Raw genomic sequence first — 24,061 nt, forward strand, 5'->3', positions numbered from 1 at the left:
ACGCCTAATTTTTTTTATCGCTTGACATAGGGTGGGGGGGTATTGTATGATAAAATCATACCACAGATACAGTAGGGGGGTATAGCAAACCGAAAGGAGCTATTCGTATGGATCAAATTCAAGAAGTAATGGAAGGTCAACTTGAACATTGTGATAGAAAAAGCCATCATTCTGATACAGTAAAAAAGAACTTAGTTACACGTCTAAATAGAATTGAAGGACAAATAAGGGGAATAAAAGGGTTAATTGAAAAAGACACATATTGTGATGATGTCATTACCCAAATTGCCGCAACTCAGTCAGCACTTAATGGTGTAGCAAAAATTCTTCTGGAAGGTCATTTAAAAGGTTGTGTAGTCGATCGACTCCAAGAAGGGGATATGGATGTTTTAGATGAACTGTTATTAACCGTTCAAAAATTAATGAAAAAATAAAAGGAGTGTTTTAAGTGAATAAAGTAACTTTAGAGGTAATTGGAATGTCATGCGGCCATTGTGTTAATGCTGTGGAAAGTAATGTTGGTGCATTAAATGGAGTGGAAATGGTCAAAGTAAATTTGGCAGAAGGATTAGTGGATGTTGAATTCAATCCTGAAAGAGTAACCCTAGAACAAATTAAAGAAACAATTGATGATCAAGGGTATGAAGTAAAGGGAGAACGTGCTCACGTTTGATGAGCACTTTCTTTTTTATTGAAATATACCCCTGTTGGGTATGTGGGAGGAGTTGATAACGATGAGTGGAAATCAAAAAGAGGTCCATCTTCAAATTGCTGGAATGACGTGTGCAGCTTGTGCTAACAGAATTGAAAAGGGCCTTAATAAAGTAAATGGTGTAGAATCCGCCAATGTTAATTTTGCTTTAGAAAATGCCTCGATTAAATATAATCCAGAGATCACCAACATCGGAGAGTTTCAAGCAAAAGTGAAAAACTTAGGGTATGATGTTGTAACGGAAAAAAATGAGTTTGCCATTACAGGAATGACGTGTGCAGCATGTGCCAATCGAATTGAAAAAGGACTAAATAAATTAAATGGAGTTTCGAAAGCATCGGTCAATCTTGCGCTAGAAAGTGCAACTGTGGAATTGAATCCGATTGAAGTGTCCACACAAGATGTCATTAAAACGGTTGAAAAGTTAGGTTATGGGGCTATTTTAAAGGATGACAATAACAGCGAAAAGGCTGCTAATTATAAAGAAAAAGAAATAGAGCGTCAAAAAGGAAAGCTTATCTTTTCAGCTATTTTATCCATTCCGTTACTATGGGCAATGGTTGGCCATTTTAGTTTTACTTCTTTTATCTATGTTCCAGAGGCTTTCATGAATCCATGGGTACAACTTGCTTTATCAGCACCTGTACAATTTATTATTGGTAAGCAATTTTATGTCGGTGCCTATAAAGCTTTAAGAAACAGAAGTGCCAATATGGATGTGCTAGTAGCACTGGGGACATCAGCTGCCTTCTTTTACAGTTTATATTTAACCATTCTATCTGTAAGTTCTCATGGAAAGGTAGAACTGTATTATGAAACGAGTTCGATTCTGATTACTTTGATTCTCCTTGGAAAATTATTTGAAGCAAAAGCAAAAGGAAGATCTTCCGAAGCCATTAAAAAATTGATGGGTTTACAGGCGAAAACTGCGATCATTGAACGGGATGGGGTGGAACAAGAGGTACCTTTAGACCAAGTTGTAATAAATGATATCGTTTTTGTAAAACCAGGAGAGAAAGTGCCTGTGGATGGGATTATTTTGGAGGGAAATTCCGCTCTTGATGAATCGATGATTACAGGAGAAAGCGTACCAGTGGATAAAGCGGTCGGTGATACTGTGATCGGTTCTACGATAAATAAAAATGGATTTTTAAAAATCAAGGCCACAAAAGTTGGGAAAGAAACTGCCCTAGCCCAAATTATTAAAATTGTAGAAGAAGCACAAGGTTCAAAAGCACCTATTCAACGTCTTGCTGATCAAATATCAGGTATTTTCGTCCCGATTGTCGTAGGGATAGCCGTTCTTACCTTTATTATATGGTTTATTTGGGTAAATCCAGGTGATTTTCCCGCTGCACTTCAAAAATTTATTGCAGTGCTAGTTATTGCTTGTCCGTGTGCATTGGGTCTTGCAACCCCAACCTCTATTATGGCTGGTTCAGGGCGAGCAGCAGAAATAGGTGTGTTATTTAAAGGTGGGGAACATCTTGAAAAAACGCATCTTATCAACACCGTTGTTTTAGATAAAACGGGGACCGTAACCAATGGAGAACCTGTATTAACGGATGTAGTTGTAAATGATGGATTTAATGAAACCTTCTTATTAGAGATTGTTGGTTCTGCCGAAAAACAATCAGAACATCCTGTAGCACAAGCTATTGTGAACGGTGTAAAAGAGAAAGAAATACTGTTGACGGACGCAAGTGAATTTAACGCTATTCCAGGATACGGAATCCAAGCAATCGTAAAGGGAAATTCTATATTGGTTGGGACTCAAAAGCTGTTGAAACAACATAATATCAACATAGAATCTGCATTTGAGACGATGAATAAATTAGAGTCCGATGGAAAAACCGTGATGCTTGTTGGGGTCAATCAAAAATATGCAGGAATGATTGCCGTTGCTGATACGGTAAAGGAAACGTCGAAAACGGCAATCAGCCGATTAAAAAATATCGGTATCGAAGTGATCATGATGACAGGTGATAATCAAAGAACAGCTGCATCTATTGGAAAGCAGGTAGGAATTGACCGCGTTATTGCAGAAGTTTTACCAAATGGAAAAGCAGAAGAAGTGAAAAAATTACAGGAACAAGGAAAGAAAGTGGCAATGGTTGGGGACGGAATTAATGACGCACCAGCTTTAGTAACTGCCGATATTGGGATGGCGATTGGAACAGGAACGGATGTTGCAATGGAAGCAGCTGATATTACCCTGATCCGAGGGGATTTAAATAGTATTGCAGATGCCATTTTTATGAGTAAGAAAACCATTCGAAACATTAAGCAAAATTTGTTTTGGGCTCTTGCTTATAATACAATCGGTATTCCGATTGCCGCAGCGGGATTTCTAGCTCCTTGGCTGGCAGGCGCAGCAATGGCTTTCAGCTCCGTTTCCGTTGTATTGAACGCTCTTCGATTGCAAAAAGTAAAGTTATAGACATGATGGCCAGGTGTATTTTTGACTTATATGTCTGGCCATCCTTTTATAAGGTTAATCATCATAATATAGGTATTGATTTATTAATAGATTTCAGTATTTTATGAAGTGTTATGATTTCAATAATTAAGTAAACATGCTCAAGCCGAAGGTTCCTTCCGGCAGCCTTCAGGTACTGTTATGAAGAAAGAATTCATCTCAACCTTTTTTTAATTCCCATTTTAACATTTCGTTCTCTACTCCGATTTTATTCATATTCAACTTTTCCAATACTTTAATGGAAGGAATATTATCATGTAAGCACTCAGCAACAACTTTATCTACTTGATCATGTGTAAATGCCCAATGAATAATTTCTTTCACAGCTTCCGTTGCATACCCTTTATTTTGCGCTGAAGGTATAATTCCATATCCCACTTCGACTGTATTCTCTGAATCAGGTTTCCCTTTAAATCCAATATCACCAATAATCGTATTGGTTTCTTTCGTGATCACCAGCCATACACCCCAACCTAATTGGGTTGAATCCTCTCTAAGTTTCTCTACATACCTCTTTATATGAGGACCCATTTCGTATCTTTCCGTTGAAATTGTTGAAACTAGTTCATCTGTGCAAGGAACAATTATTAATCTTTCTGTTTGTAATTCCATCTGTGTACTCCTTTAATATTTTTGATTTTTTGCCTTTATTTTTAAATATAGTAATTCTACTTTGACTCTAAATTTCCTTTAACCGTTATATAAATGGATTTTCATAAGTAATCTATTTTTGGGAGGATCTTTTAGGAATAGTAAAAAACGATAAGTTTCATATACGGATTTTCCTATTCAAGCAAAGTTCATAAGTAATAAATACATTCTTGTAGCAAATAAGGTGCGAAATTAATAAAAATTGAAGGAATTTCCATACTTCTACCAGAATTAATAATAAGTAAACTTTTAAAAAAAGTAGGTGTAAAAATGTCAGAGAAATTAAAAACGTTATTTATTATTGATCAAAAGGACGGACTAAGCTTAGAGTTCAGTAAATTAGTTTCGATGATGAATTATACGAGAGTGTTGACGCTGGAAGAGGTAAAGGATTTAACTGTAGAGGAACTGGATTTCCTTTATAATGAGGATGCCAATTCGATTGGGATGTTATTGGCGCATATGGCAGCGGTAGAAAAGGCGTATCAAATTGAATCGTTCCAAAATCGTGAGGTTACAGATGAGGAAATTAATGAATTAAATCCAGCGTTAGAGTTAGGAGAAAACGCCCGTCAGCAAATTAAAGGGAACACCATCGATTTTTATGTAAAAGAATTAACGGACACAAGAAATAAAACCATCGAAACATTCAAAACACTTCCGGATGAATGGTTGTTTCAACAAACTCCATTTTGGTTTAATCAGCAGGCAAATAATTATTTTAAATGGTTTCATGTATTCGAAGATGAATTAAATCATAGGGGCCAGATTAGGATTATCAAAAAAATGATGGCAAAGAAGCTGCAGGTTTAACATTGGGTACATTAAGCAATGAAATGGGGCACAGTTCTAATGAAACGGTGTCTCTTTTTAATAAATTTCAGCTTCTCCCTCAAAACAAAGATTTTCTCAGCCCATTTTGGATATTTTTTTTAAAACAGTACCTTGCAATGAACAATACTAAGTGATATATTATTCCTATCGAGTATTAATTAAAAATTGGTACTGTTTATTGTATAGTACTAAATAATAATAAGGTGGCTAAAAAATTGAATGTACAATTTAAAAAAGGAGTTTTAGAGCTGTGTGTGCTGGTTTTGCTGGATAAACAGGATCGATACGGGTATGAGCTAGTACAGAAAATTTCAGATCGGATTGAAATATCTGAAGGAACTGTCTATCCGCTCTTAAGAAGACTGACAAAGGAAGAATATTTCACCACATATTTAAAGGAATCAACGGAAGGGCCATCACGTAAATATTATAGGTTAACAGAGAAAGGTAAAAGGTATTTGAACGAACTGGTGAATGAATGGCGAGAATTTTCAAATGCTGTCAATGAATTAATAAAGGAAGGTGTAAGCAGTGACTAAAGACGAATTTTTAAATAAATTGAATGAAGCTCTTAGGGGTTTGTCCTTAAATGAACGACGGGATATTTTACAGGACTATGAAGAACATTTTGTGATTGGTTTGGAAGAAGGAAAGACGGAAGCGGAGATTGCGGAGAGGCTTGGTTCACCAAGTTCAATTGGGAAGGATTTATTGGCCTCCTACCATATTGATAGAGTGGAACAGTCCGTTACAGCAGGTAATATTATACGAGCGATTTGGGCTGTGATTGGGTTAAGCTTCTTCAATTTAATCATTGTCTTGGGACCTTTCGTAGCATTAGTTGGGGTCATATGCGGACTTTGGGTGGCTAGCTTAGGATTTACATTGGCTCCACTGCTCGTGATATTTGATTTTCTCGTTCATCCAGGCACTTTTGAATTCTTTCATTTGTTTGTATCCATTGCATTATGCGGTCTTGGGATTTTGCTTGGTATAGGTATGTTTTTTGTTACAAAAGTATTGAACAAGGGTTTCATTCGTTATTTGAAATTCAATGTCTCACTTGTTAGAGGGGGGTTGAAGCATGAATAAGTTAAAAGGAATAATGTTCATTGCTTTAGGATTAGTGATTGTTGGTGTAGTGGGAGGCCTCTTAACATTTCGTTCCATGAATCAATCAGAAACGATATCTAAGGAAAAAGTGATAAATGAAGAATTTTCTAAAGTGAAGGTAATTTCTGGTGCTCAGGTTGAGATACTTCCTACGAAAGATAAGGCAGCAAAAATAGAACTGTCGGGAAAAAAAGCAAAAAATACAAATGTAATTTTCAACACAAATGTGGAAGGTAAGACACTCAAGGTAGAATTAATCGATAAACAGTCCACCTTCTTTAATTTTGAATTTACAGACCGATCCCTTCATTTAAAAGTGCTTTTGCCAGAAAAACAATATGAATCTATAGACACCGTGAGTAATAATGGGAAAGTCTATTTAGAGGGGATTACTAGTACGGATGTCTTTGCATCAACAGATAATGGTATGATGGAATTAAAGAATATTACGGGTAAAAAGGTTAAAGTAAAAGCGAACAACGGCAGAGTGTCATTATACCATGTGGAGGGTCAACTAAAAGGGGAAACAGACAATGGTAAAATTTCTGTGGTAACTAGGGATATGAACGGTTCGATTGATTTAACGTCTAATAACGGAAGAATTGATGTTCAAACGGAAAAAGAGCCAACCAATGTACGATTTGATGTTCATGTAGATAATGGGAGAATTAATATTTTTAATAAATACAAGGATAATGCTGTTATTGGCAATGGGGAGCATGTTATTCATCTTACAACCGATAATGGAAGTATAAATGTATCTTTAAAGAAGTGATTTCATCGTAATGTGTTCCTCTGGTCGGTTATTTTAATCATGATTCATTAAAGCAAGAACAATACAATTATTTTCATACAAGTATATGTAGAGGAAGCCTAGGTTCCGGTATGGTAATGCTTTAAATAACGGGAGCTTGGCTTCTATTACTTAAAAAATCCATTTTTCTCTTCGAACGATCTCTTCAGGTACATCAACTAACTATAACTTAACCATCCTTTTTTAGTATAATTCAATTCTATTATTATAGACTATGCAAATCCATTTTAGGGAACAATGGTTAGGGTCTAATAACCATTAAAGTTGACTGACTGTAACTGACAGTTAAGTTGTTTTATAGTAAGAACAAAATATGTTTATTGCTCTTTTGAGGGAGGATGAAAATTCCATGGTCTATTATAATACTCTGATACTAATTTCGGATGATTGCCCGGCGCAAGAAAGCCGAGTACCGATATCCAATCGAAACAAGAAAACATTGGCTGAAATCGAGTATCAGCTACTTAATGAAAATCCGGGTTTTTATACTCACGATGAGCTGCAATTTGAAGCGTATATGAATCACAGGGAGATTCCAGAAACGAACCGTGAAGAAGAAAGGAAGCGTTTCTTTGCGAAAAAACGGGCCTGCATGCGAACTTCTGCTCTTCCCAAGCGTTATGGATGGGGTATCTATTTTGATGCACAAGGGAAAGCGGAATTGGTTCCTGTGGAATCGGATAGGTACCAGATGCTAGAGAATAGCGATACTATTAAAAAGGTAAAAGCGATGAGGTCTAAAAGATAAAGATTTCAATGATTGGATCAAATAAAGCGATGAGCTATTTTATAGGTTTACTATATGACCATATAATAATAAACTAGTCTACCAATAAGGAATCACCTTTTCGATTCCTTACTGGTACGAGCTCTCATGATTGTTCCGCCACAATATGAATATCAATTCCCGAAGTTAAGCGCATAATGTCATTTACAATCGAGCCTTTTGTTAACTCCTCCAGCCGGGATTTTGCGGATTGCCCTAAGATAATTTGAGTAATATGGTATTCCTTTGTCACTTCTGTAATTGCTTTTGCTACCTTTTTATTTTTCAGGTTTTTGAGAATAAATTTTGCATTAAATTCAATACTTAACTGCTCCCAGCCTTCGATTTTTTTCATTTCCTTTTGAGTCATTTCCCTTATTTCTTTTCGTGACCCATGAAAGATGTATAGCTGTGCTTTTAGTCTGCTTGCAATTCTCCAACCGCGTCTTATCAGTTTTTCGGCATTTTGATCATTTTGGATGCAGACCAATATTTTTTCACAAGTACCTGCTGGAGTAGTTTCAAAACCATTCTTTTCATTTTCCTTCTCCGCTTTTTCATCTACATCATTTGCGACTTCGCGAAGGGACAGTTCCCTGAGTGCTAAAAGATTGCTTTTGGTAAAAAAGTTTTGCAAAGCTTGCTCAATTTTATTGGAGGAATAAATTTTTCCGTCCTTAAGCCTTTTTTGCAGGATTTCAGGGGTGACATCGACTAAAATAACCTCTTGGGCGAAATTTAGAATACTGTCTGGTATTCTCTCTCTCACATGTACACCAGTGATTTGCTGGACAATATCATGTAAGCTTTCCAAATGCTGAATATTAACGGCGGAGATGACATGTATTCCATTTGCCAGAATATCCTGTACATCGGAATATCGTTTCTCATTTGGGGAACCTGGTACATTTGTATGTGCAAGTTCGTCGATAATAACTACGTCTGGGTTCCTAGCAATTATCTCTTCTACATTCAATTCCTTAAAGGATTTTCCCTTATATTGGATATCCTTGAGAGGAACAGTCTCTAAGTCTGTAAAAAGATTCATGGTGTCCGGCCGGTTATGGGTTTCAATTAATCCAACGACAACATCAATTCCTTCTTGTTTTAATTCATGTGCTTCCAGGAGCATTCGATAGGTTTTCCCAACTCCTGGAGCAGATCCAATGTAAAGCTTCAACTTTCCATGTTTTAATATCTCCATTTCACGCAGAATCTCTTCGGGAGATTTCCGCTTAAAATCAAAATGATCACCTGTAAACATTCCATTCACCCTTTTTCATAAGTAGGAAATGCCAGCCCATTTCAAATGGGCCGGCATGAAGATTAATTTTCTAGTTTCGTTAGTGCAAGATTTAACTTCAAAACATTGATGCGCGGTTCTCCAAAGATTCCTAATGACCTTCCTTCCTTATAATCAGTAATTAGTTGTTTCAGTTTTGCTTTGGAAATTCCTGTAGCTTTTGCAATTCTCGGTATCTGAAATTCTGCTGCCTTAATGGAAATATTGGGATCCAGTCCTGATCCGGAATTTGTAATCAGGTCCAGAGGGATGTCGTTTACATCAAGTCCGGGATTCTCCTTTTTTAATGTGTTGATCGATTTTTCTACTCTCTCCAACATTTCTTTATTCGATGGACCATAATTATTGGACCCGCTCGCAGAAGCATCATTATTAATAGAAGAAACTCTGCCATGAAAATACTTTGGTGACGTGAAGGTTTGACCAATTAGCTCGGAACCTATTACTTTATGATTTTTATAAATGAGACTTCCGTCAGCCTGTTTCGGAAATATTAATTGGGAGATTCCAGTAGTCACCAATGGATAGATAATCCCGCAAACAAGGATAAATACTATACATAAACGTATTATTTTCATTGATTATACTCCTTTGCCTATAATATGAGGCTGATGATCATATCGATAACTTTAATTCCAATAAAAGGAACAAGTATCCCCCCGACGCCATAAATCATTAGATTTCGGGACAGAAGTTTACTCGCTTTCATCGGAATGTATTTCACACCCTTCATTGCTAAAGGAATGAGCAATGGGATGATAATTGCATTAAAGATTAACGCAGACAATATAGCTGAAGTTGGCGATGTTAATTTCATAATGTTTAAGATTTCCATCTTCGGAATAGCAATCGTGAACATCGCTGGAATGATTGCGAAATATTTAGCGATGTCGTTTGCAATACTAAAGGTGGTTAATGCTCCGCGTGTCATTAGCAGCTGTTTTCCGATAGAAACCACTTCGATAATTTTGGTTGGATCAGAATCTAAATCCACCATATTTGCGGCCTCTTTTGCTGCAATCGTGCCGCTATTCATCGCTAATCCGACATCTGCTTGAGCAAGTGCTGGAGCATCATTGGTTCCGTCCCCTGTCATGGCAACTAATTTCCCTTGTTTTTGTTCGTCTTTTATGACGCAAATTTTATCTTCAGGCATGGATTCAGCAATAAAATCATCGACTCCGGCTTCCTCAGCAATGGTTTTAGCGGTGATAGGGTTATCTCCAGTGCACATAATGGTTTTAATCCCCATTTTCCGCAGCTCTGCAAAACGTTCCTTCATTCCGGGCTTTACTGTATCCTTCAAATAAATTAGGCCAAGAATTTGATTGCCCTTTGCAACCGCCAATGGGGTTCCGCCTTTAGAGGCAATTTGATTGCTTTTATCGTCTAAATCCTTTGGAATCTGTCCGCCTTGAGTTAAGACCCAATTCTTGATTGCGTCAATAGAACCTTTTCTAATTTTTTCTCCGGTAGCCAAGTTCAGGCCACTCATTCTTGTTTCTGCTTTAAATTCGATAAATGAAGCATTCTCAATTGGGATTGATTGCGGCGTTATATTTAACTTCTTCATAAGTTGAATGACAGATTTTCCTTCAGGTGTATCATCCTGAATAGAACTTAATACCGCCGCCTGAGCCAAGTCCTCCATGGATGTATTTTCAACCGGAATAAAGTTGCTGGCCATCCGATTTCCGAATGTAATAGTTCCTGTTTTATCTAAGATAATCGTATTGATATCGCCCGCTGCTTCCACTGCTTTACCGGACATGGCAAGGACATTGAAGCGGGTCACCCGATCCATGCCTGCGATTCCAATAGCTGAGAGTAAGCCGCCGATAGTAGTAGGAATGAGACAAACGAGCAATGCCACTAATGTTGAGATGGAAAGAGTGACTCCAACATATTGGGCAATCGGATATAAGGTAACGACAACGATTAAGAAAATAATCGTTAAAGTAATCAAAAGAATATTTAGAGCAATCTCGTTTGGTGTTTTTTGGCGCTTAGCCCCTTCCACAAGTGCAATCATCTTATCTAAGAATGATTCACCTGGATCCGCTTGAATTTTGACTTTTATCCAATCGCTTATTACTCTTGTACCGCCTGTGACAGAGCTAAAATCACCGCCGGCTTCTTTAATAACGGGAGCTGATTCACCAGTAATGGCTGATTCGTCGATCGAAGCAAGGCCATCGATAATTTCCCCGTCTCCCGGAATGATGTCACTCGTTTCCACGAGTACAATATCCCCTTTTCTTAAGCTAGAAGATGATACAGATTTGATATCCCCATCCTTCAGCATGAGCTTAGCAAGTGTCTCTTGCTTTGTCTTTTTTAAACTTTCCGATTGTGCCTTCCCTCTGCCTTCTGCCAAGCTTTCTGCAAAATTAGCAAATAAAATGGTAAAAAGCAGAATGAGGAGAACCGCCAGATTGTATCCAAATGCACCTTCCGTATGAAAATAAGAAGGCATGCACAGTATAAGTAATACAATAATGGTTCCTACCTCCACCACAAACATGACAGGGTTTTTTATCATGATAATAGGATTCAATTTTATAAAGCTTTGTTTCGTGGCTTCCATCACTAGCTTCTTATTTATTGCATCAGTGGATTTTGACATTCCTAACATCCTTTCCTATCGAATCGAAACATATTCTGCTATCGGTCCCAATGCTAAAACAGGAAGAAAAGTAAGAGCCCCGACAATGAGGACAATTCCTAGTAAAATGCCGATAAACAGTCCATTATCTGTCCGAAATGTACCTGTCGTTTCAGGGACAAATTGTTTTTTGGCAAGGGAGCCTGCCACTCCTAATAAAGCAATAATAGATATATAGCGTCCAAGGAACATAACAATTCCAGTAGAAATATTCCAAAATGGAGTGTTATCTCCCAGCCCCTCAAAACCAGATCCGTTATTGGCTGCTGAAGAGGTAAATTCATATATTACTTGTGAAATGCCATGGAAGCTCGGATTGCTTATGGCTCCTTTTCCTAAATCTGTTATAAATGCGAGAGCGGATGGGAATAGAATAATAAGCGGATGAGCCAATAGAGCAATCGTAATAAGCTTCATTTCCTTTGGTTCAATCTTTCTGCCTAAGAATTCCGGTGTTCTTCCCACTAACAATCCGCATAGAAAGACTGCCAAGATGGCATACATAAGCATGTTCACTAATCCTACTCCGTCACCGCCAAAGACGACATTTAACATCATCAAGGAAAGTGGTACTAAACCTCCTAGAGGTGTTAATGTATCGTGCATATTATCAACGCTTCCTGTAGTAGCAGAAGTCGTAACCGTTGTGAAAAGGGAAGACTGTGCAATTCCAAATCGAACTTCTTTTCCCTCCATGCTTCCTTCTTCATGGTTTAATCCCAGAGCATTTAATGTTGGATTCCCCATGCTCTCTGAAAAGTAAACAAGGGAGAGAAAACTAAGAAATATAAGAAGCATCGTGCTGAAAATTACCCAACCCTGTTTTTGATTGCGTGCAAATTTACCGAATGTATACGTTAAGGATGCTGGTATACACCACATCATTAGAATTTCTAATACATTTGTCAGCGGACTAGGATTTTCAAATGGATGCGCCGAATTTGCTCCTGTATGCCCCCCGCCGTTTGTCCCAATGTGCTTGATCGATTCTAAGGAGGCAATTGGTCCAATCGCGATATTTTGTACTTTTCCTTCTACCGTCGTGGCATGGATCGTTGGCTGCAATGTTTGTGGTACTTTCAGCCCAACCAGGATAATTGCCATAACCAAAGCGAGAGGAAGTAACAATCGCGTAATCGATTTAGTGAAATCCTCAAAGAAATTTCCAAGCGTTTCTCCCTTTGAGGTAATTCCTCGAATAAAGGCTATTGCCACACATATACCTGTTGCTGCGGATGTGAACATCATCATAATAATGACGGCCATTTGTGAAAAATAGGATAAACCTGTTTCACCGCTATAATGCTGCAGGTTAGTATTCGTCATAAAGCTGATAATCGTGTTAAATGCAAGAGTAGGTTCCATCCCTTTAATCTTGCTTGAATTAAGGGGTAAATACCCTTGAATGAGCAATATCAAAAATCCAATGGCCACAAAGCCTGCATTTAACAATACTAACGATAGTGCATAGCGTTTCCAGGACATCGACGGTCTAGTTTTTAACCCTGAAAAGGTATAAATAATCCTTTCTAACCAGTTAAACCATTTATCTGTACGGTTTTGTTTATTTGAGAACACGTGGTAAATATAGGTTCCTAACGGTTTAACCAGTAATACTAGGATAAGAATAACAACCAGCATTTGTACTATATCCATCATCAAATACTCCTTTTTTAAAATTTCTCAGGATGAACAAGGGCGTAGACTAAATAGATGAACACAAATAGTGTAAATATTGAAACGATGATCATGGTCAAGCTCCACCTTTTTCCTCAAGTATTCGTTCACACCAATTTATAAAAAAATGCAAACAAGTAAAACTCCCGCATAGGAGCAGAATCATAATAAATGTAATCACTCATATCACCTTTTTTTCTTATTTGCGAACAGTATTAATATGGAAAATCCTAAAAAGGGAACGATAAACCCTATATAAGCTAAAAATGTACCATGCATGATGCCCTCCTTATTTTTTACATTCCTTGGAGAGCCTTATCAGTAGTCTTTTTTATTCAAAGAATCGAGAATAAAAAAGACTACTGCATACTCTCCCCGCAAATTCAGAACATGAAGGAAAGATCATCCCTGACTTGGAATGATAATTACTAAATTCATGTTCCTCTAACATTTGGGAGAAAAAGTACACAGTAGTCTACCTAATGCCCAGCTGGCTATTGCCCTCTTTGCATTCTGTCTTCTCTGACACTTTTCCTAAAAATAGGCATACAAAAAAGACCTACTTATTTTCAAGCTGCATCCTTTACTGCATCATTAAGATGCAATAAAAAAAGCCTCTTGTTAAAAGGCGGTCTTAAGACCTCCCTCGCTTTAGCCGACGAAGTTAGCTGACGGGTAGGATGGCGAAAGAGAAAATCTCATCCCTTCTACAATCTGTAGAATTAACCCCAATAAAAGGTGGTTCCTCCGCTCTCATTTCTGAGATTAGGCCGATCATATTCATTTCAAAACTATATGTGGCATATTCTACGCAGATATGATTTGTTTGTAAAATTCGGTATTTTGCCTTTTACGTCTGATATTCGGCAATTTAGGAAGGAAATCAAATGAAAACTATCGATATCTAATTAATTTATTCATTTTCTACCGATTTCAAATTTTATAAAAATATGGTTGACAATTGAAATCTCCTCTGCGTAATATATTTTTCATGAATGATTAGGGGGATTGGAAAAATGACCAAATCAAAGAAAAAACTTGAATCAGAATTAAACGAGGCTTTTATTAAACTCCATCGAGATTTAATTGGACGCGGTCCTCAGGAGATTAAGACGTATATCGTCCAGGATATGATTATTGCTCGGTTTAAAGGAGTTTTAACCATTGAAGAGAAACATTTGGTCAACCACCAATACGGAAAGAAGCTTGTTAAACAGATGAGACAAGTGCTTCGCGAAATGTACAGTCAAGACTTTGAAAAAATTGTGGAACAATACACAAATTGCACAGTTCTTTCCAGTCATAGTGATATAAGTACTAGAATGGGTGAGCGAATTGAGGTATTTATTTTAGATAAAAATTTAGAGAAATTACTTGATTAGTAAAAGTTCGGTATGTTTCTCTTAAAAATCTATAAAAGAATAGGGTTAATTCTATTAATAAATGATATATGAATATAATTTCAAATAGAAATAAATGCGAACAGAATATTGTGAGGTTATTCTTTTCTTCTTATATTTAGTAATATGGATAAACCCCTCGTAGTTTCCTCCCCTACCTCTGTTTAGAAAAGCTGTATATTTTTTAAAAATATCCTAATAGAATAAAAAACAGCGTGAATTTATTCAGGGTTTCTATAAAGCAATAATTGTAGTAATGTGTCGACCGCCAACGGTTGACGAATTGTTTGAAAACATTTATTATTTAAACATTAATGAAAGCGTTTTAAAAATGTGTTATTTGACTTAAGGGGATGTTTGACTTGGGGAAAAAAGCGTTGGAAGGTCTACGTGTGCTAGAGATGGGGCAATTGATTGCTGGACCATTTGCCGCCCGCTTACTAGCTGAGTTTGGTGCTGAAGTAATAAAAATCGAAGCGCCAAAAAAAGGCGATCCGATTCGGACCTGGAGAACGGTTGAAAATGGCACTAGTCTTTGGTGGTATTTGCAGTCCAGGAATAAAAAGTCGATCACCATCGATTTAAGGAAATCGGAAGGGCAGCAGCTAGTTCGCAAACTAATTGAAGACATAGATGTTGTTATTGAAAATTTTCGTCCGGGTACATTGGAAAAATGGGGGCTGGGGTATGATGTACTTAAATCTATTAATCCATCCCTAATTATGGTCCGTGTATCCGGATATGGTCAAGATGGACCTTACCGAGAGAAACCTGGGTTCGGTTCCATAGGTGAAGCGATGGGAGGAATGCGGTACATAACCGGTTATCCAGATCGTCCTCCTACACGTGTGGGTATCAGTATTGGGGATACCGTATCAGCACTTTATGCAGTCATTGGAGCATTGATGGCGGTTTATCATAGGGATGTTAAAGGAACCCATGAGGGACAAATTATTGATGTGGCCCTTTATGAATCTGTTTTCAGCTTAATGGAGAGCACTTTACCAGAATACGGAAGAACGGGTTTGATTAGGGAACGGACTGGGAGTTCTTTGCCTGGTGTGACACCATCTAATACTTATCCTTGTAAGGATGGGAAATATATCGTTATTGGCGCAAACGGTGATACCATTTTTAAACGCCTAATGAATGTGATGGGGCGCCCCGATATTGCGGAAGACCCGCGCTTTGCAAATAATGCAAAACGATCAGAGCATGCTGATTACTTGGATCAATTAATAGAAGAATGGACGCTGAGACATCCTTTTATGGAGATAATGAAGTTTCTAGATGAAGCCCAGGTTCCTGCAGGATCGATTTACTCCATTGAAGATATAGTAAACGATCCGCATTATCAAGCAAGGGACATGATACGTGATGTGGAAGTGGAGGACATAGGAATATTAAAAATGCCTGGAATCGTGCCAAAGATGAGTGAAACGCCGGGCGATATTGAGTGGGCAGGTCCTAGATTAGGCCAACATACGAAGGAAATTTTATCCGATAAGGTACATTTATCAGAGGAAGAAATTAAAGAATTGCAAGAAAAGGGTATAGTTTAAAAAAACCTATAAAACTAGTGATATGTAGAGTAAAGGTGGCTATCATATGAGTTTACCAAAAAAAGTCGAAATTGTTGAAGTGGGTCCAAGAGATGGGCTGCAAAATGAAGCGAATTTTATTCCCACAGATGAAAAAATAGCCTTTATTAATGCTATAAGCAAAACAGGCATTAAAAGAGTAGAAACGACTTCATTTGTTCATCCGCAATTCGTGCCGCAAATGAGGGACGCTCAAGAAGTGTTTGCTGGAATACACCAGGACCCGAGCATTCAATATATTGCTTTAATTCCAAACGAAAAAGGATATGAGCGTGCATTAGCGAGTAATGTTCAAGCCTTTTCCTTGGTAGTAGGAGCAAGTGAAACTTTTAATCTTCATAATGTAAGAATGGGCAGAGAAGAATCCATCCGAGTGTTAGATAGAATCATTGCAAAAGCAAAGGGAAACGATTCCTTTATTCGATATTGCATTGCAACGTCATTTTGGTGTCCATTTGAAGGAAAGGTAGATCCAGCAATCGTGTTAGAAATGGTCAAAAGAGCAGAGGCATTGGGGGTCGATGAAATTGCCATTTGTGATACGATCGGTCGTGCAAATCCAAAACAAGTATTTGAAATATTTGAAAAAGTCATGGCCATCAACACACAGGCAGTTATCTCCGCTCATTTTCATGATACTTATGGGCTTGCTTTAGCGAATGTTATGGCTGCCCTTCAGGCGGGAGTTACCCGTTTTGATGCTTCCGTTGGAGGATTAGGGGGTTGTCCATTTGCTCCAGGTGCAGCTGGAAATGTTGCAACAGAGGATGTTGTTTTTATGCTCCATGAAATGGGGATTGAAACTGGTATTGATGTATCCGCGCTTCTTTCCTGTGTAAAGCAGATTCAAGCCTTTACCAAGCGTGAATTTACAGGGCATATTCATAAAGTAAAGGCGCTTCAAACAACATAACGATCAAAAAATAATGAGGGGTTGAGAAAAATAGAAATTGTTCGATCTACACCATTACATGAACAAATTTACGATATTTTACTGAAACAAATTATACAAATGGATTTGCTGCCAGGTGAATTAGTGGTGGAAACTAATTTGGCTAAAAAGTTGGGGGTAGGAAGAGGAACACTACGGGAAGCAGTGCGAATGCTATTAAAAGACGGTTTACTTGTACAACGATCCGGAGCTATTCATATTTATAAGCCGAGTGTTCAGGATGTTATTGAAATTTACCAGTGCCGTGAAAGATTGGAGTCTCTTGCTGCACAATTAGCCGCAGGTCATATGACGGAAGAAATTGAGCATGAATTATGGCGATTAATCGTAGAATCCAAAAATGCATTTTTGGACGGAAGAATATCAGAATCCGTAGAATTAAACACAAAATTTCATGAAACCATTATCAAAGCTTCGCATAATCACCAGCTCATTGCTCTGCTTGAAACCATTCGAACGAAAACGTTATTTATGCGATCCAATATCACCAGGGACTATTACTATTCATCTAGAGATACAAGCTATATTGAAGACCATGAACTTATATTTTTGGCTTTGAAAGAAAAAGATCCATTAAAGGCGCAGCAGCGGATGAGTGAACATATTCTTCATGATTTGCAAACATTTCGTCACTTTTTAAAGGAAGAATAAAACGGTGAAACCAATTAACCAATTAGTAGGGGGTGGTGGCAGAAGCAATGATGGGGAGTATTAGGTGTTGGTGAAGGCATTCTATATTTCGGATATGAAAATGAGGGGGTTATGGAATGGAAGGAACGATCGGAAAGCGATTGGATTTGCTCTCTATTGGGAAAGGTCATAAAAAGGCTGTTGTGTTAATAAGTATTGGGTTATTCTTTGAATTCTTTGAGCTGTTTTTGGCAAGTGTGTTGTCGAGTGTTTTAGGAGAAAAGTTCCATGTTAGCTCTTCGCTTATGCCTTTGTTACTTGGATCAAGTTTTTTAGGAATGTTTGTGGGAGCAATTCTATTAAGCGGTATTGCCGATCGATACGGGAGGAAAAATGCGTTCTTACTTAATCTCGGGATTTACAGTGTGTTTACGTTTTTAATCGTATTAAGTCCTAATGTTGGTCTTATCATTCTATTTCGCTTTTTAGCAGGGATGGGTTTAGGAGCGCAGCCAGCACTTTGTGATACGTATTTAAGTGAAATTATTCCATCTGCAAAACGTGGGAAATACATTGCATGGGCATACACCCTTGCTTTCCTCGCTGTTCCGATTGAGGGGTTTTTAGCCAGGGGGTTGGTGCCTTTAACTCCTCTTGGTCTTGAAGGATGGAGATGGATGTTCTTAATCGGGTCGATTGGAGCGGTAATTGTATTTATGCAATTACGCCATTTACCGGAATCACCTAGATGGCTAGAATCTGTTGGAAGAACGAAAGAAGCGGAAGAAATTGTGAAAAGTTTATCAGGAAACAGCCAGGTTCCTAATGTAAAGCATGTTCAGAAGGCAAACAAGAGTACACAAGTTTCTAATTCAAAATTATATGCGGATGTTTTTCAAAAACGATATATGAAACGGACCATTATGCTTTATATTTTCCAAATATTCCAAACACTCGGATACTATGGATTTGGTACCCTTGCCCCTCTTGTTTTAGCAGCAAAAGGATATACCATTACTCATTCTCTTGAGTTTGTTGCCTTATCCTTTATTGGATATCCTCTAGGTTCATTGCTTTCTGTGCCGTTAATTGAACGCATCGACCGTAAATGGCTGGTATGTTTATCGGCATTTTGCATGGGCGTATTCGGAATCTTATTTGGGATGGGAAATTCAGCAGCGATGATTGTTCTATTTGGATTTATTTATACCCTCTGCAGCAATGTCTTTTCCAATGCTTATCATATTTTACAAGCAGAAATATTCCCGACAGATATTCGAGCAACTGCTACAGGGGTGGCGTATAGTATTAGCCGTATCATGAGCGGACTAATGCCTTTTATCTTGCTTCCTGTGTTAAATAAAAGCGGTGCTACTGCAATGTATTCGATTGTTGCAGCAGCAATGATTATCGTTATCCTTGATATAGCATTACTTGCACCGCCAACAAGGGGAAGATCCCTCGAGACTATTGACGGAACGAATGAGCAAACCATTGTCGATCCAACTCAAGTAACATCATAGAATTGTTTTGATCTCATGCTTGGACAGTGTTTGCTAACTTAATACTTATATAAAAGGAAACACCCTATTTTGATAGGGTGCTTCTTTATTGTGCGCCCGGCATGGGTGTAGTCTCTAGGGTGAAAGTCCCGAACTGTGAAGGCAGAAGTAGCAGTTAGCTTAACGCAAGGGTGTCCGTGGTGACGCGGAATCTGAAGGAAGCGAGCGGCAAACTTCCGGTCTGAGGAACACGAACTTCATACAAGGCTAGGTATCATTGGATGAGTTTGCAATACAAAACAAAGTCCTTTCTGCCGAAGGTGATACAAAGTAAATGAAGCAGATAGATGGAAGGAAAGATTGCACTCTTACCCGGGGAGGTCTGGTTGATACGCCAAGTACACTTGGTAACCTATCTAGTAATGGATAGCTGAACAATCAGAAGTCAGCCGAAGTCGTAGTACTTGGTTTGCTCGAGAGAATCAAGGAAGGACTGAACCATTTTAGGAGAACAAACACTCGGCAAACGGTTCTTTATGTATGAAAGCAGAAAATTCTTACGGAACCTACCTGAAAGGAAGAAATGGTGAATTCCATGGGGGACTTCGGGAGGGCTTAGTAAAGAACCCACTTAATGAGAATGTATTGTTCACGTAGAAAGGATAAATCTCAATGTTAATGGAACGAATGCTGTCACGGGAAAATCTTTTACTGGCATTAAAGCGAGTAGAAAAGAACAAAGGAAGTCATGGAGTAGACAATATGTCCGTAAAAGACCTACGAAGACATATTCTCGAAACGTGGGATACACTTAAAACATCCTTAATGGAGGGTACTTATCAACCTTCTCCTGTCCGTCGGGTTGAAATCCCAAAACCGAACGGTGGAGTAAGGTTATTAGGTATCCCAACCGTGACAGACCGTTTCATCCAACAGGCGATTACTCAGATTTTAACCCCTATCTTCGACCCGACTTTTTCAACACAGAGCTATGGTTTTCGACCAAACAAACGAGGTCATGACGGTGTTAGACAAGCGAAGAAATATATCGAAGAGGGATACCGATGGGTAGTCGACATGGACTTGGAGAAATTCTTTGATAAAGTCAATCATGATAGATTAATGCGGACTCTATCCAAAAGGATTCAAGACAGAACGCTCCTATCACTAATTCGGAAGTATCTACAGTCTGGCATTATGATTAATGGAGTCATAACGAAATCCGAGGAGGGTACGCCCCAAGGTGGACCATTAAGTCCTTTACTCTCCAATATCGTTCTAGATGAACTAGACAAAGAGTTAGAAAAGAGAGGGCACAAGTTTGTCCGATACGCAGATGATTGTAATATCTACGTAAAATCGAGAAGAGCCGGAGAGCGAGTAATGGACTCGATTACTACTTTCATTGAATTTACTCTAAAACTAAAGGTGAATCGAGAAAAGTCAGCTGTAGACAGACCTTGGAAAAGAAAGTTTTTAGGTTTTAGCTTCACATTTCATAAGAAACCGAAGGTGCGGATGTCAAACCAAAGTATTCAACGTGTCAAGAAACGGATACGAGAATTAACTTCAAGGTCAAAACCAATTCCAATGGATTATAGAATAGAGAAGCTGAATCAATATTTGATTGGCTGGTGCGGATATTATGCATTAGCAGATACACCCACTATTTTCAAAGAATTAGACGAATGGATTAGAAGGCGTCTCAGAATGTGCCAATGGAAAGAATGGAAGAAACCAAAAACCAAAGTAAGAAAACTCATTGGATTAGGGATTCCAAAAGAGAAGGCATACGAATGGGGAAACTCTAGAAAGAAATATTGGAGAATAGCCAGAAGCCCAATCCTACAGAAAACCCTCACAAACTCCTATTGGGAGATGCGAGGGCTGAAGAGTCTTTATGTGAGATATTCTCAACTACGTCAGACATAAATGGAACCGCCGTATACGGAACCGTACGTACGGTGGTGTGAGAGGTCGGGGGTTAGTCACCTCCTCCTACTCGATTTTGGACAAAAGATTAACTTCCTTGAAAATTTGCCAGTTTCATATATATATTATTGTTTACAACACCCATAGATTGAATATTATTTTGGATATTAGAGAGCAAAACTACATAAATATTTCCGCTCTTTGAATAACTATTTAGTGTATTCCAACCAGGCATAACTCCATGGGATGAGTAGCTTCCTGGATCTACATACCAGCCAAAGCCGTAATTCGATTTGTTGGGAGTATAGATTTGGTTGAAGCTATCCTTTGAGAACAGCTTTCCAGATTCTATTGCTAAATCGAACTTATATAAATCGGAAGCAGTTGTATAGATATCCCCACATCCAAATAACTGGGAAAAATCAGGCATACCAGGTGTGTAGATAGAGTTATCTTTTAGCTTGTAGCCAATGGATTGATTAGGCGAATGGTATAAGGCCTCTCCAAAACCGGAATCTTTCATTTGTGCTGGCTTGAATATGTGTCCACGAATATAGTCATGTAGGGATTCTCCTGTAACCTTTTCAATGATGTAGCCTAATATCGCATAATTGGAATCAGAATAGTTCCATTGAGTTCCGGGCTTAAATAGCAAGGTTTGTGCGCCTTTACCGATTTTTTTCATCAATTGTTCTCTCGAAAGTTTTTCACTCGTTTCCATATGCTCCCGAATTCCCGAAGTATGTGTCAACAAGTTATAGATTTTTATTTCGTTAGCATGTGGAAATGATGGCAGGTATTTTGACAATAAATCATTCGTATTTACCAAACCTTTTTCCTGTAACTGCATGAATGATGCAGATACAAAGGATTTCGTAATGGAGCCAATATAATAAATGGTATTGGGATTGTCTGGCGCTTGTTTTTCCCTATTTGCAAAACCGTATCCTTTATTTATAACGAACTGGCCATTTTTTACAACGACTGCCGTTCCGTTAAAATGAATGCTTTTTAAATAATCATCAATTTCTTTGCTCTTCACGATATTTTTTGGAGAGTGATTTGTTTTTGCATTTTTCTTTGCTGTTATATTTGGTTTATCATCACGAATTAAACTTTCCGTTTGATGCTTTTGTTCTGTTGCTTTCGTTATTCCTTTTTTGTGAAATAAACTGTAGATGGCGCCAAATAGAAGTAAAATGAGAAGACAAAAAACCATTAGGGTTCCGATAATTCTCCTCTTTCTTATGGCCCTTCTACGTTTTAATGTGGATGCCCTAGTCAGCGTAACCAATCCTCTTTTTTAAAATCATTCTGTAACAGTCCTATATTAATGAAATAGAAATGAATAATCAATAAGAAAATGAAGGTTCGAACCACATATTTTTGACTTTATTTGTATCACAATGAAAGGAGTTCGATTCCATCCAAGAATAATCTAATTAACGAATCCTTTTATTAATCCGCTTTTTTTCGCATGATGAGAATGATTAGCAGGATAACGGTGCTGATAAGAAAAATTCCTGTGCCTAAATTGCTCCATGTTTTTAGATGATCATGGGATGTCGGGGAAGCCATTTTGTCCATATACACCGGAGAAAGATGTGCATAAAGCCAGAAGACAAATGACAGGAAGAGTAAAATAAATGAACAGATAAATAATTTTAGCATCATAAATTGACACCTGCTTCCTATAGGCTATTAAGTTTGTTATATTCACCTAAAGGCTAAAATATCCTTCCTTTCCCCGTTTTGTTTTTAACTTACTCCATTAACCCACAAAAAAACGAGATCCCTTTTCCTAAGATCTCGTGTACTAAGACGAAGCGGAACTCTTCTTTTGCTTTTTCATCATCTTCTTCACTTTATTTACAATTATCAGTAAAACAAACAATAAAGGGATATAAACGTAGTTAATGAAAAATCCAATATCGGAGATGATAGCATTGATCAAGTCAATATGTAACCTTGTTTCTAATTGCAGGCATACTAAAAATACAAAAAAGCTTATTAGGACAACCCCATATTTTTGTTTGACTTTCACGGTTCTTTTTAAAATTCTACTTGCACTCCATAAGGAAAGACAAACAATTGGGAGAATCACTAAACACCAGTTAGCTATCCCGATAAATTCAAAGCGTTCTACAACTGGAAAATGAATAATTTTAAAAGTAGTCAAGGTTGCCCATATATTTTTTTGTAATTGAGGCTGGGAATAAAATGCAAAGGTTATTAAAGTGACAAATAAATTCACAATAGTTGTAAAAACCAATGCAAGATGAGCCCATTTTTTTGATTTAGTTGGCTCCTTTATAAAAGGGTAGTAAACCCAAATAAGTTCATAGCCAAGATTGGTTAAGGACATGCCTTGAGCTGCCTGTAAAAAATCATTAAAAGAATGATTAAAGATAGGCAGAAAGTGCCGGAAATCGGCATACTGCATCGCAAATCCGTAGAAGAAAATAATATAATAAGGAAGGGCTGACCCAAAAAAGAAAAGACCGACTACTGTTCGAATTCCTCCATTAATACTATAAATACATAGAACTAAATATATTAAGGCAAACCAAGCAGTACTCATATCAGGGAACATCCACACTTGAATAACCTCAATGTACGTGCGAAGAGCTGTTACTACAAACAAAGAAAAATATAACACAAAAAAGATATTAAATAAGGCTCCGATCCATTTTCCGAAAACAGCCGTGTGAATGTCGGAAAGATCACCTTTCACTGTCTCCAATTGTTTGTATAAAAACCAAATAATAACATGCGTACTTAACCCTGCCAAAATAACAGATACCCATGCATCATATCCCGCTAGTTTGGCGATTATTCGTTGAAACCCTAATATCCCTATCCCGATTTGCATACCAGCAACAGTAAAAAAAACTAGATAAGGGGAGAATTTTTTGCTTTCTGGAATTATTGGCGGCTGCATCATTAACCCCCAGGTTGTAGGCACTTATTAATGCCAATGGATTATGAAAAAAATATAATTCGAATAAACGGAGTTTCATTATTCTAATA

The 24,061-nt window shown here is 37.8% G+C and carries 22 protein-coding genes and 1 riboswitch; of the genes, 14 read left to right on the forward strand and 8 right to left on the reverse strand.

Going from position 1 to position 24,061, the window contains the following annotated elements; translation table 11 throughout:
- The first annotated feature begins 107 nt into the window (after window positions 1–107).
- The 3 genes from AN964_RS00700 (at window position 108) to AN964_RS00710 (ending at window position 3,152) form a co-directional block, all read left to right on the forward strand.
- Window positions 108–434: a metal-sensitive transcriptional regulator gene (locus AN964_RS00700; protein ID WP_055737881.1), complete on the forward strand. Its 327-nt coding sequence runs from the start codon at window positions 108–110 to the stop codon at window positions 432–434.
- A gap of 14 nt (window positions 435–448) precedes the next feature.
- Window positions 449–673 (forward strand): copper chaperone CopZ, encoded by a 225-nt coding sequence (copZ, locus tag AN964_RS00705; protein ID WP_083489170.1) that lies wholly within the window; start codon window positions 449–451, stop codon window positions 671–673.
- Between the two features lie 61 nt (window positions 674–734).
- Window positions 735–3,152, forward strand: a complete 2,418-nt coding sequence (locus tag AN964_RS00710; RefSeq protein ID WP_055737882.1) for a heavy metal translocating P-type ATPase — start codon at window positions 735–737, stop codon at window positions 3,150–3,152.
- Between the two features lie 198 nt (window positions 3,153–3,350).
- On the opposite strand, the gene AN964_RS00715 is transcribed toward AN964_RS00710, so the two are convergent.
- The gene (locus tag AN964_RS00715; RefSeq protein WP_055737883.1) at window positions 3,351–3,803 is read right to left on the reverse strand and encodes a GNAT family N-acetyltransferase; all 453 of its coding nucleotides are present in this window, start codon (window positions 3,801–3,803) and stop codon (window positions 3,351–3,353) included.
- Between the two features lie 309 nt (window positions 3,804–4,112).
- Here AN964_RS00715 and AN964_RS00720 point away from each other — a divergent pair, with 309 nt between their 5' ends.
- From AN964_RS00720 to AN964_RS00740, 5 genes are all read left to right on the forward strand, one after another.
- Window positions 4,113–4,655, forward strand: a complete 543-nt coding sequence (locus tag AN964_RS00720) for a DinB family protein (RefSeq protein WP_055737884.1) — start codon at window positions 4,113–4,115, stop codon at window positions 4,653–4,655.
- Between the two features lie 236 nt (window positions 4,656–4,891).
- Window positions 4,892–5,215, forward strand: a complete 324-nt coding sequence (locus tag AN964_RS00725; protein ID WP_055737885.1) for a PadR family transcriptional regulator — start codon at window positions 4,892–4,894, stop codon at window positions 5,213–5,215.
- On the forward strand, window positions 5,208–5,768 hold the full coding sequence (locus tag AN964_RS00730) for an HAAS signaling domain-containing protein (protein WP_055737886.1): 561 nt from the start codon (window positions 5,208–5,210) through the stop codon (window positions 5,766–5,768). The genes AN964_RS00725 and AN964_RS00730 overlap by 8 nt, the downstream gene beginning before the upstream one ends.
- Complete coding sequence (locus tag AN964_RS00735) at window positions 5,761–6,564, forward strand: DUF4097 family beta strand repeat-containing protein (protein ID WP_055737887.1); 804 nt, start codon at window positions 5,761–5,763, stop codon at window positions 6,562–6,564. Before AN964_RS00730 ends, AN964_RS00735 begins: the two co-directional genes overlap by 8 nt.
- Window positions 6,565–6,952: 388 nt before the next feature.
- Window positions 6,953–7,351, forward strand: a complete 399-nt coding sequence (locus AN964_RS00740; RefSeq protein WP_055737888.1) for a DUF6157 family protein — start codon at window positions 6,953–6,955, stop codon at window positions 7,349–7,351.
- Between the two features lie 124 nt (window positions 7,352–7,475).
- Here AN964_RS00740 and kdpDN read toward each other — a convergent pair whose 3' ends face one another.
- From kdpDN to AN964_RS27435, 5 genes are all read right to left on the reverse strand, one after another.
- Complete coding sequence (gene kdpDN, locus AN964_RS00745; RefSeq protein ID WP_055737889.1) at window positions 7,476–8,633, reverse strand: KdpD-like non-kinase potassium sensor; 1,158 nt, start codon at window positions 8,631–8,633, stop codon at window positions 7,476–7,478.
- Window positions 8,634–8,695: 62 nt separating this feature from the next.
- Window positions 8,696–9,250, reverse strand: coding sequence for a potassium-transporting ATPase subunit KdpC (gene kdpC, locus AN964_RS00750; RefSeq protein WP_055737890.1), 555 nt, complete (start codon window positions 9,248–9,250; stop codon window positions 8,696–8,698).
- Between the two features lie 17 nt (window positions 9,251–9,267).
- On the reverse strand, window positions 9,268–11,298 hold the full coding sequence (gene kdpB, locus AN964_RS00755) for a potassium-transporting ATPase subunit KdpB (protein WP_055737891.1): 2,031 nt from the start codon (window positions 11,296–11,298) through the stop codon (window positions 9,268–9,270).
- A 15-nt stretch (window positions 11,299–11,313) separates the two neighbouring features.
- The gene (gene kdpA, locus AN964_RS00760) at window positions 11,314–12,993 is read right to left on the reverse strand and encodes a potassium-transporting ATPase subunit KdpA (protein WP_055737892.1); all 1,680 of its coding nucleotides are present in this window, start codon (window positions 12,991–12,993) and stop codon (window positions 11,314–11,316) included.
- Between the two features lie 17 nt (window positions 12,994–13,010).
- Complete coding sequence (locus tag AN964_RS27435) at window positions 13,011–13,088, reverse strand: potassium-transporting ATPase subunit F (RefSeq protein WP_126648161.1); 78 nt, start codon at window positions 13,086–13,088, stop codon at window positions 13,011–13,013.
- A 564-nt stretch (window positions 13,089–13,652) separates the two neighbouring features.
- Window positions 13,653–13,796, reverse strand: a riboswitch (cyclic di-AMP (ydaO/yuaA leader).
- Window positions 13,797–14,030: 234 nt separating this feature from the next.
- On the opposite strand from AN964_RS27435, the gene AN964_RS00765 reads away from it, so the two are divergent.
- The 6 genes from AN964_RS00765 to ltrA all read left to right on the forward strand — a co-directional run bounded on the left by AN964_RS00765 (window position 14,031) and on the right by ltrA (window position 21,031).
- On the forward strand, window positions 14,031–14,396 hold the full coding sequence (locus AN964_RS00765) for a Na-translocating system protein MpsC family protein (RefSeq protein ID WP_055737893.1): 366 nt from the start codon (window positions 14,031–14,033) through the stop codon (window positions 14,394–14,396).
- A 380-nt stretch (window positions 14,397–14,776) separates the two neighbouring features.
- Complete coding sequence (locus AN964_RS00770) at window positions 14,777–15,976, forward strand: CaiB/BaiF CoA transferase family protein (protein WP_321198511.1); 1,200 nt, start codon at window positions 14,777–14,779, stop codon at window positions 15,974–15,976.
- Between the two features lie 46 nt (window positions 15,977–16,022).
- Complete coding sequence (locus AN964_RS00775; protein WP_055737895.1) at window positions 16,023–16,928, forward strand: hydroxymethylglutaryl-CoA lyase; 906 nt, start codon at window positions 16,023–16,025, stop codon at window positions 16,926–16,928.
- 21 nt (window positions 16,929–16,949) lie between these two features.
- Window positions 16,950–17,618 (forward strand): GntR family transcriptional regulator, encoded by a 669-nt coding sequence (locus AN964_RS00780; RefSeq protein ID WP_055737896.1) that lies wholly within the window; start codon window positions 16,950–16,952, stop codon window positions 17,616–17,618.
- Window positions 17,619–17,734: 116 nt separating this feature from the next.
- Window positions 17,735–19,120 (forward strand): MFS transporter, encoded by a 1,386-nt coding sequence (locus AN964_RS00785; RefSeq protein WP_055737897.1) that lies wholly within the window; start codon window positions 17,735–17,737, stop codon window positions 19,118–19,120.
- A gap of 651 nt (window positions 19,121–19,771) precedes the next feature.
- Window positions 19,772–21,031: a group II intron reverse transcriptase/maturase gene (gene ltrA, locus AN964_RS00790; protein ID WP_055737770.1), complete on the forward strand. Its 1,260-nt coding sequence runs from the start codon at window positions 19,772–19,774 to the stop codon at window positions 21,029–21,031.
- An 88-nt stretch (window positions 21,032–21,119) separates the two neighbouring features.
- Here ltrA and AN964_RS00795 read toward each other — a convergent pair whose 3' ends face one another.
- Both AN964_RS00795 and AN964_RS00805 read right to left on the reverse strand, forming a co-directional pair.
- Entirely contained in the window at window positions 21,120–22,250 is a 1,131-nt protein-coding gene (locus AN964_RS00795) for a serine hydrolase domain-containing protein (RefSeq protein WP_055737898.1), read from the reverse strand.
- A gap of 597 nt (window positions 22,251–22,847) precedes the next feature.
- Complete coding sequence (locus AN964_RS00805; RefSeq protein ID WP_126648147.1) at window positions 22,848–23,972, reverse strand: GerAB/ArcD/ProY family transporter; 1,125 nt, start codon at window positions 23,970–23,972, stop codon at window positions 22,848–22,850.
- Window positions 23,973–24,061 lie beyond the last annotated feature (89 nt).

The sequence above is a fragment of the Heyndrickxia shackletonii genome (assembly GCF_001420715.1).
GTDB classification, from domain to species: Bacteria; Bacillota; Bacilli; order Bacillales; family Bacillaceae_C; genus Margalitia; species Margalitia shackletonii.

What these genes read in the sequence shown, in the direction of transcription:
- AN964_RS00775 (WP_055737895.1), top strand. Translation starts at nt 16,023, where the DNA reads ATGAGTTTACCAAAAAAAGTCGAAATTGTTGAAGTGGGTCCAAGAGAT.
- AN964_RS00700 (WP_055737881.1), top strand. Translation starts at nt 108, where the DNA reads ATGGATCAAATTCAAGAAGTAATGGAAGGTCAACTTGAACATTGTGAT.
- kdpB (WP_055737891.1), bottom strand. Translation starts at nt 11,298, where the DNA reads ATGTCAAAATCCACTGATGCAATAAATAAGAAGCTAGTGATGGAAGCC.
- AN964_RS00805 (WP_126648147.1), bottom strand. Translation starts at nt 23,972, where the DNA reads ATGCAGCCGCCAATAATTCCAGAAAGCAAAAAATTCTCCCCTTATCTA.
- AN964_RS00795 (WP_055737898.1), bottom strand. Translation starts at nt 22,250, where the DNA reads ATGGTTTTTTGTCTTCTCATTTTACTTCTATTTGGCGCCATCTACAGT.
- AN964_RS00715 (WP_055737883.1), bottom strand. Translation starts at nt 3,803, where the DNA reads ATGGAATTACAAACAGAAAGATTAATAATTGTTCCTTGCACAGATGAA.
- AN964_RS27435 (WP_126648161.1), bottom strand. Translation starts at nt 13,088, where the DNA reads ATGATCATCGTTTCAATATTTACACTATTTGTGTTCATCTATTTAGTC.
- kdpC (WP_055737890.1), bottom strand. Translation starts at nt 9,250, where the DNA reads ATGAAAATAATACGTTTATGTATAGTATTTATCCTTGTTTGCGGGATT.
- AN964_RS00720 (WP_055737884.1), top strand. Translation starts at nt 4,113, where the DNA reads ATGTCAGAGAAATTAAAAACGTTATTTATTATTGATCAAAAGGACGGA.
- AN964_RS00785 (WP_055737897.1), top strand. Translation starts at nt 17,735, where the DNA reads ATGGAAGGAACGATCGGAAAGCGATTGGATTTGCTCTCTATTGGGAAA.
- kdpA (WP_055737892.1), bottom strand. Translation starts at nt 12,993, where the DNA reads ATGGATATAGTACAAATGCTGGTTGTTATTCTTATCCTAGTATTACTG.
- AN964_RS00740 (WP_055737888.1), top strand. Translation starts at nt 6,953, where the DNA reads ATGGTCTATTATAATACTCTGATACTAATTTCGGATGATTGCCCGGCG.
- AN964_RS00765 (WP_055737893.1), top strand. Translation starts at nt 14,031, where the DNA reads ATGACCAAATCAAAGAAAAAACTTGAATCAGAATTAAACGAGGCTTTT.
- AN964_RS00735 (WP_055737887.1), top strand. Translation starts at nt 5,761, where the DNA reads ATGAATAAGTTAAAAGGAATAATGTTCATTGCTTTAGGATTAGTGATT.
- ltrA (WP_055737770.1), top strand. Translation starts at nt 19,772, where the DNA reads ATGTTAATGGAACGAATGCTGTCACGGGAAAATCTTTTACTGGCATTA.
- AN964_RS00710 (WP_055737882.1), top strand. Translation starts at nt 735, where the DNA reads ATGAGTGGAAATCAAAAAGAGGTCCATCTTCAAATTGCTGGAATGACG.
- kdpDN (WP_055737889.1), bottom strand. Translation starts at nt 8,633, where the DNA reads ATGTTTACAGGTGATCATTTTGATTTTAAGCGGAAATCTCCCGAAGAG.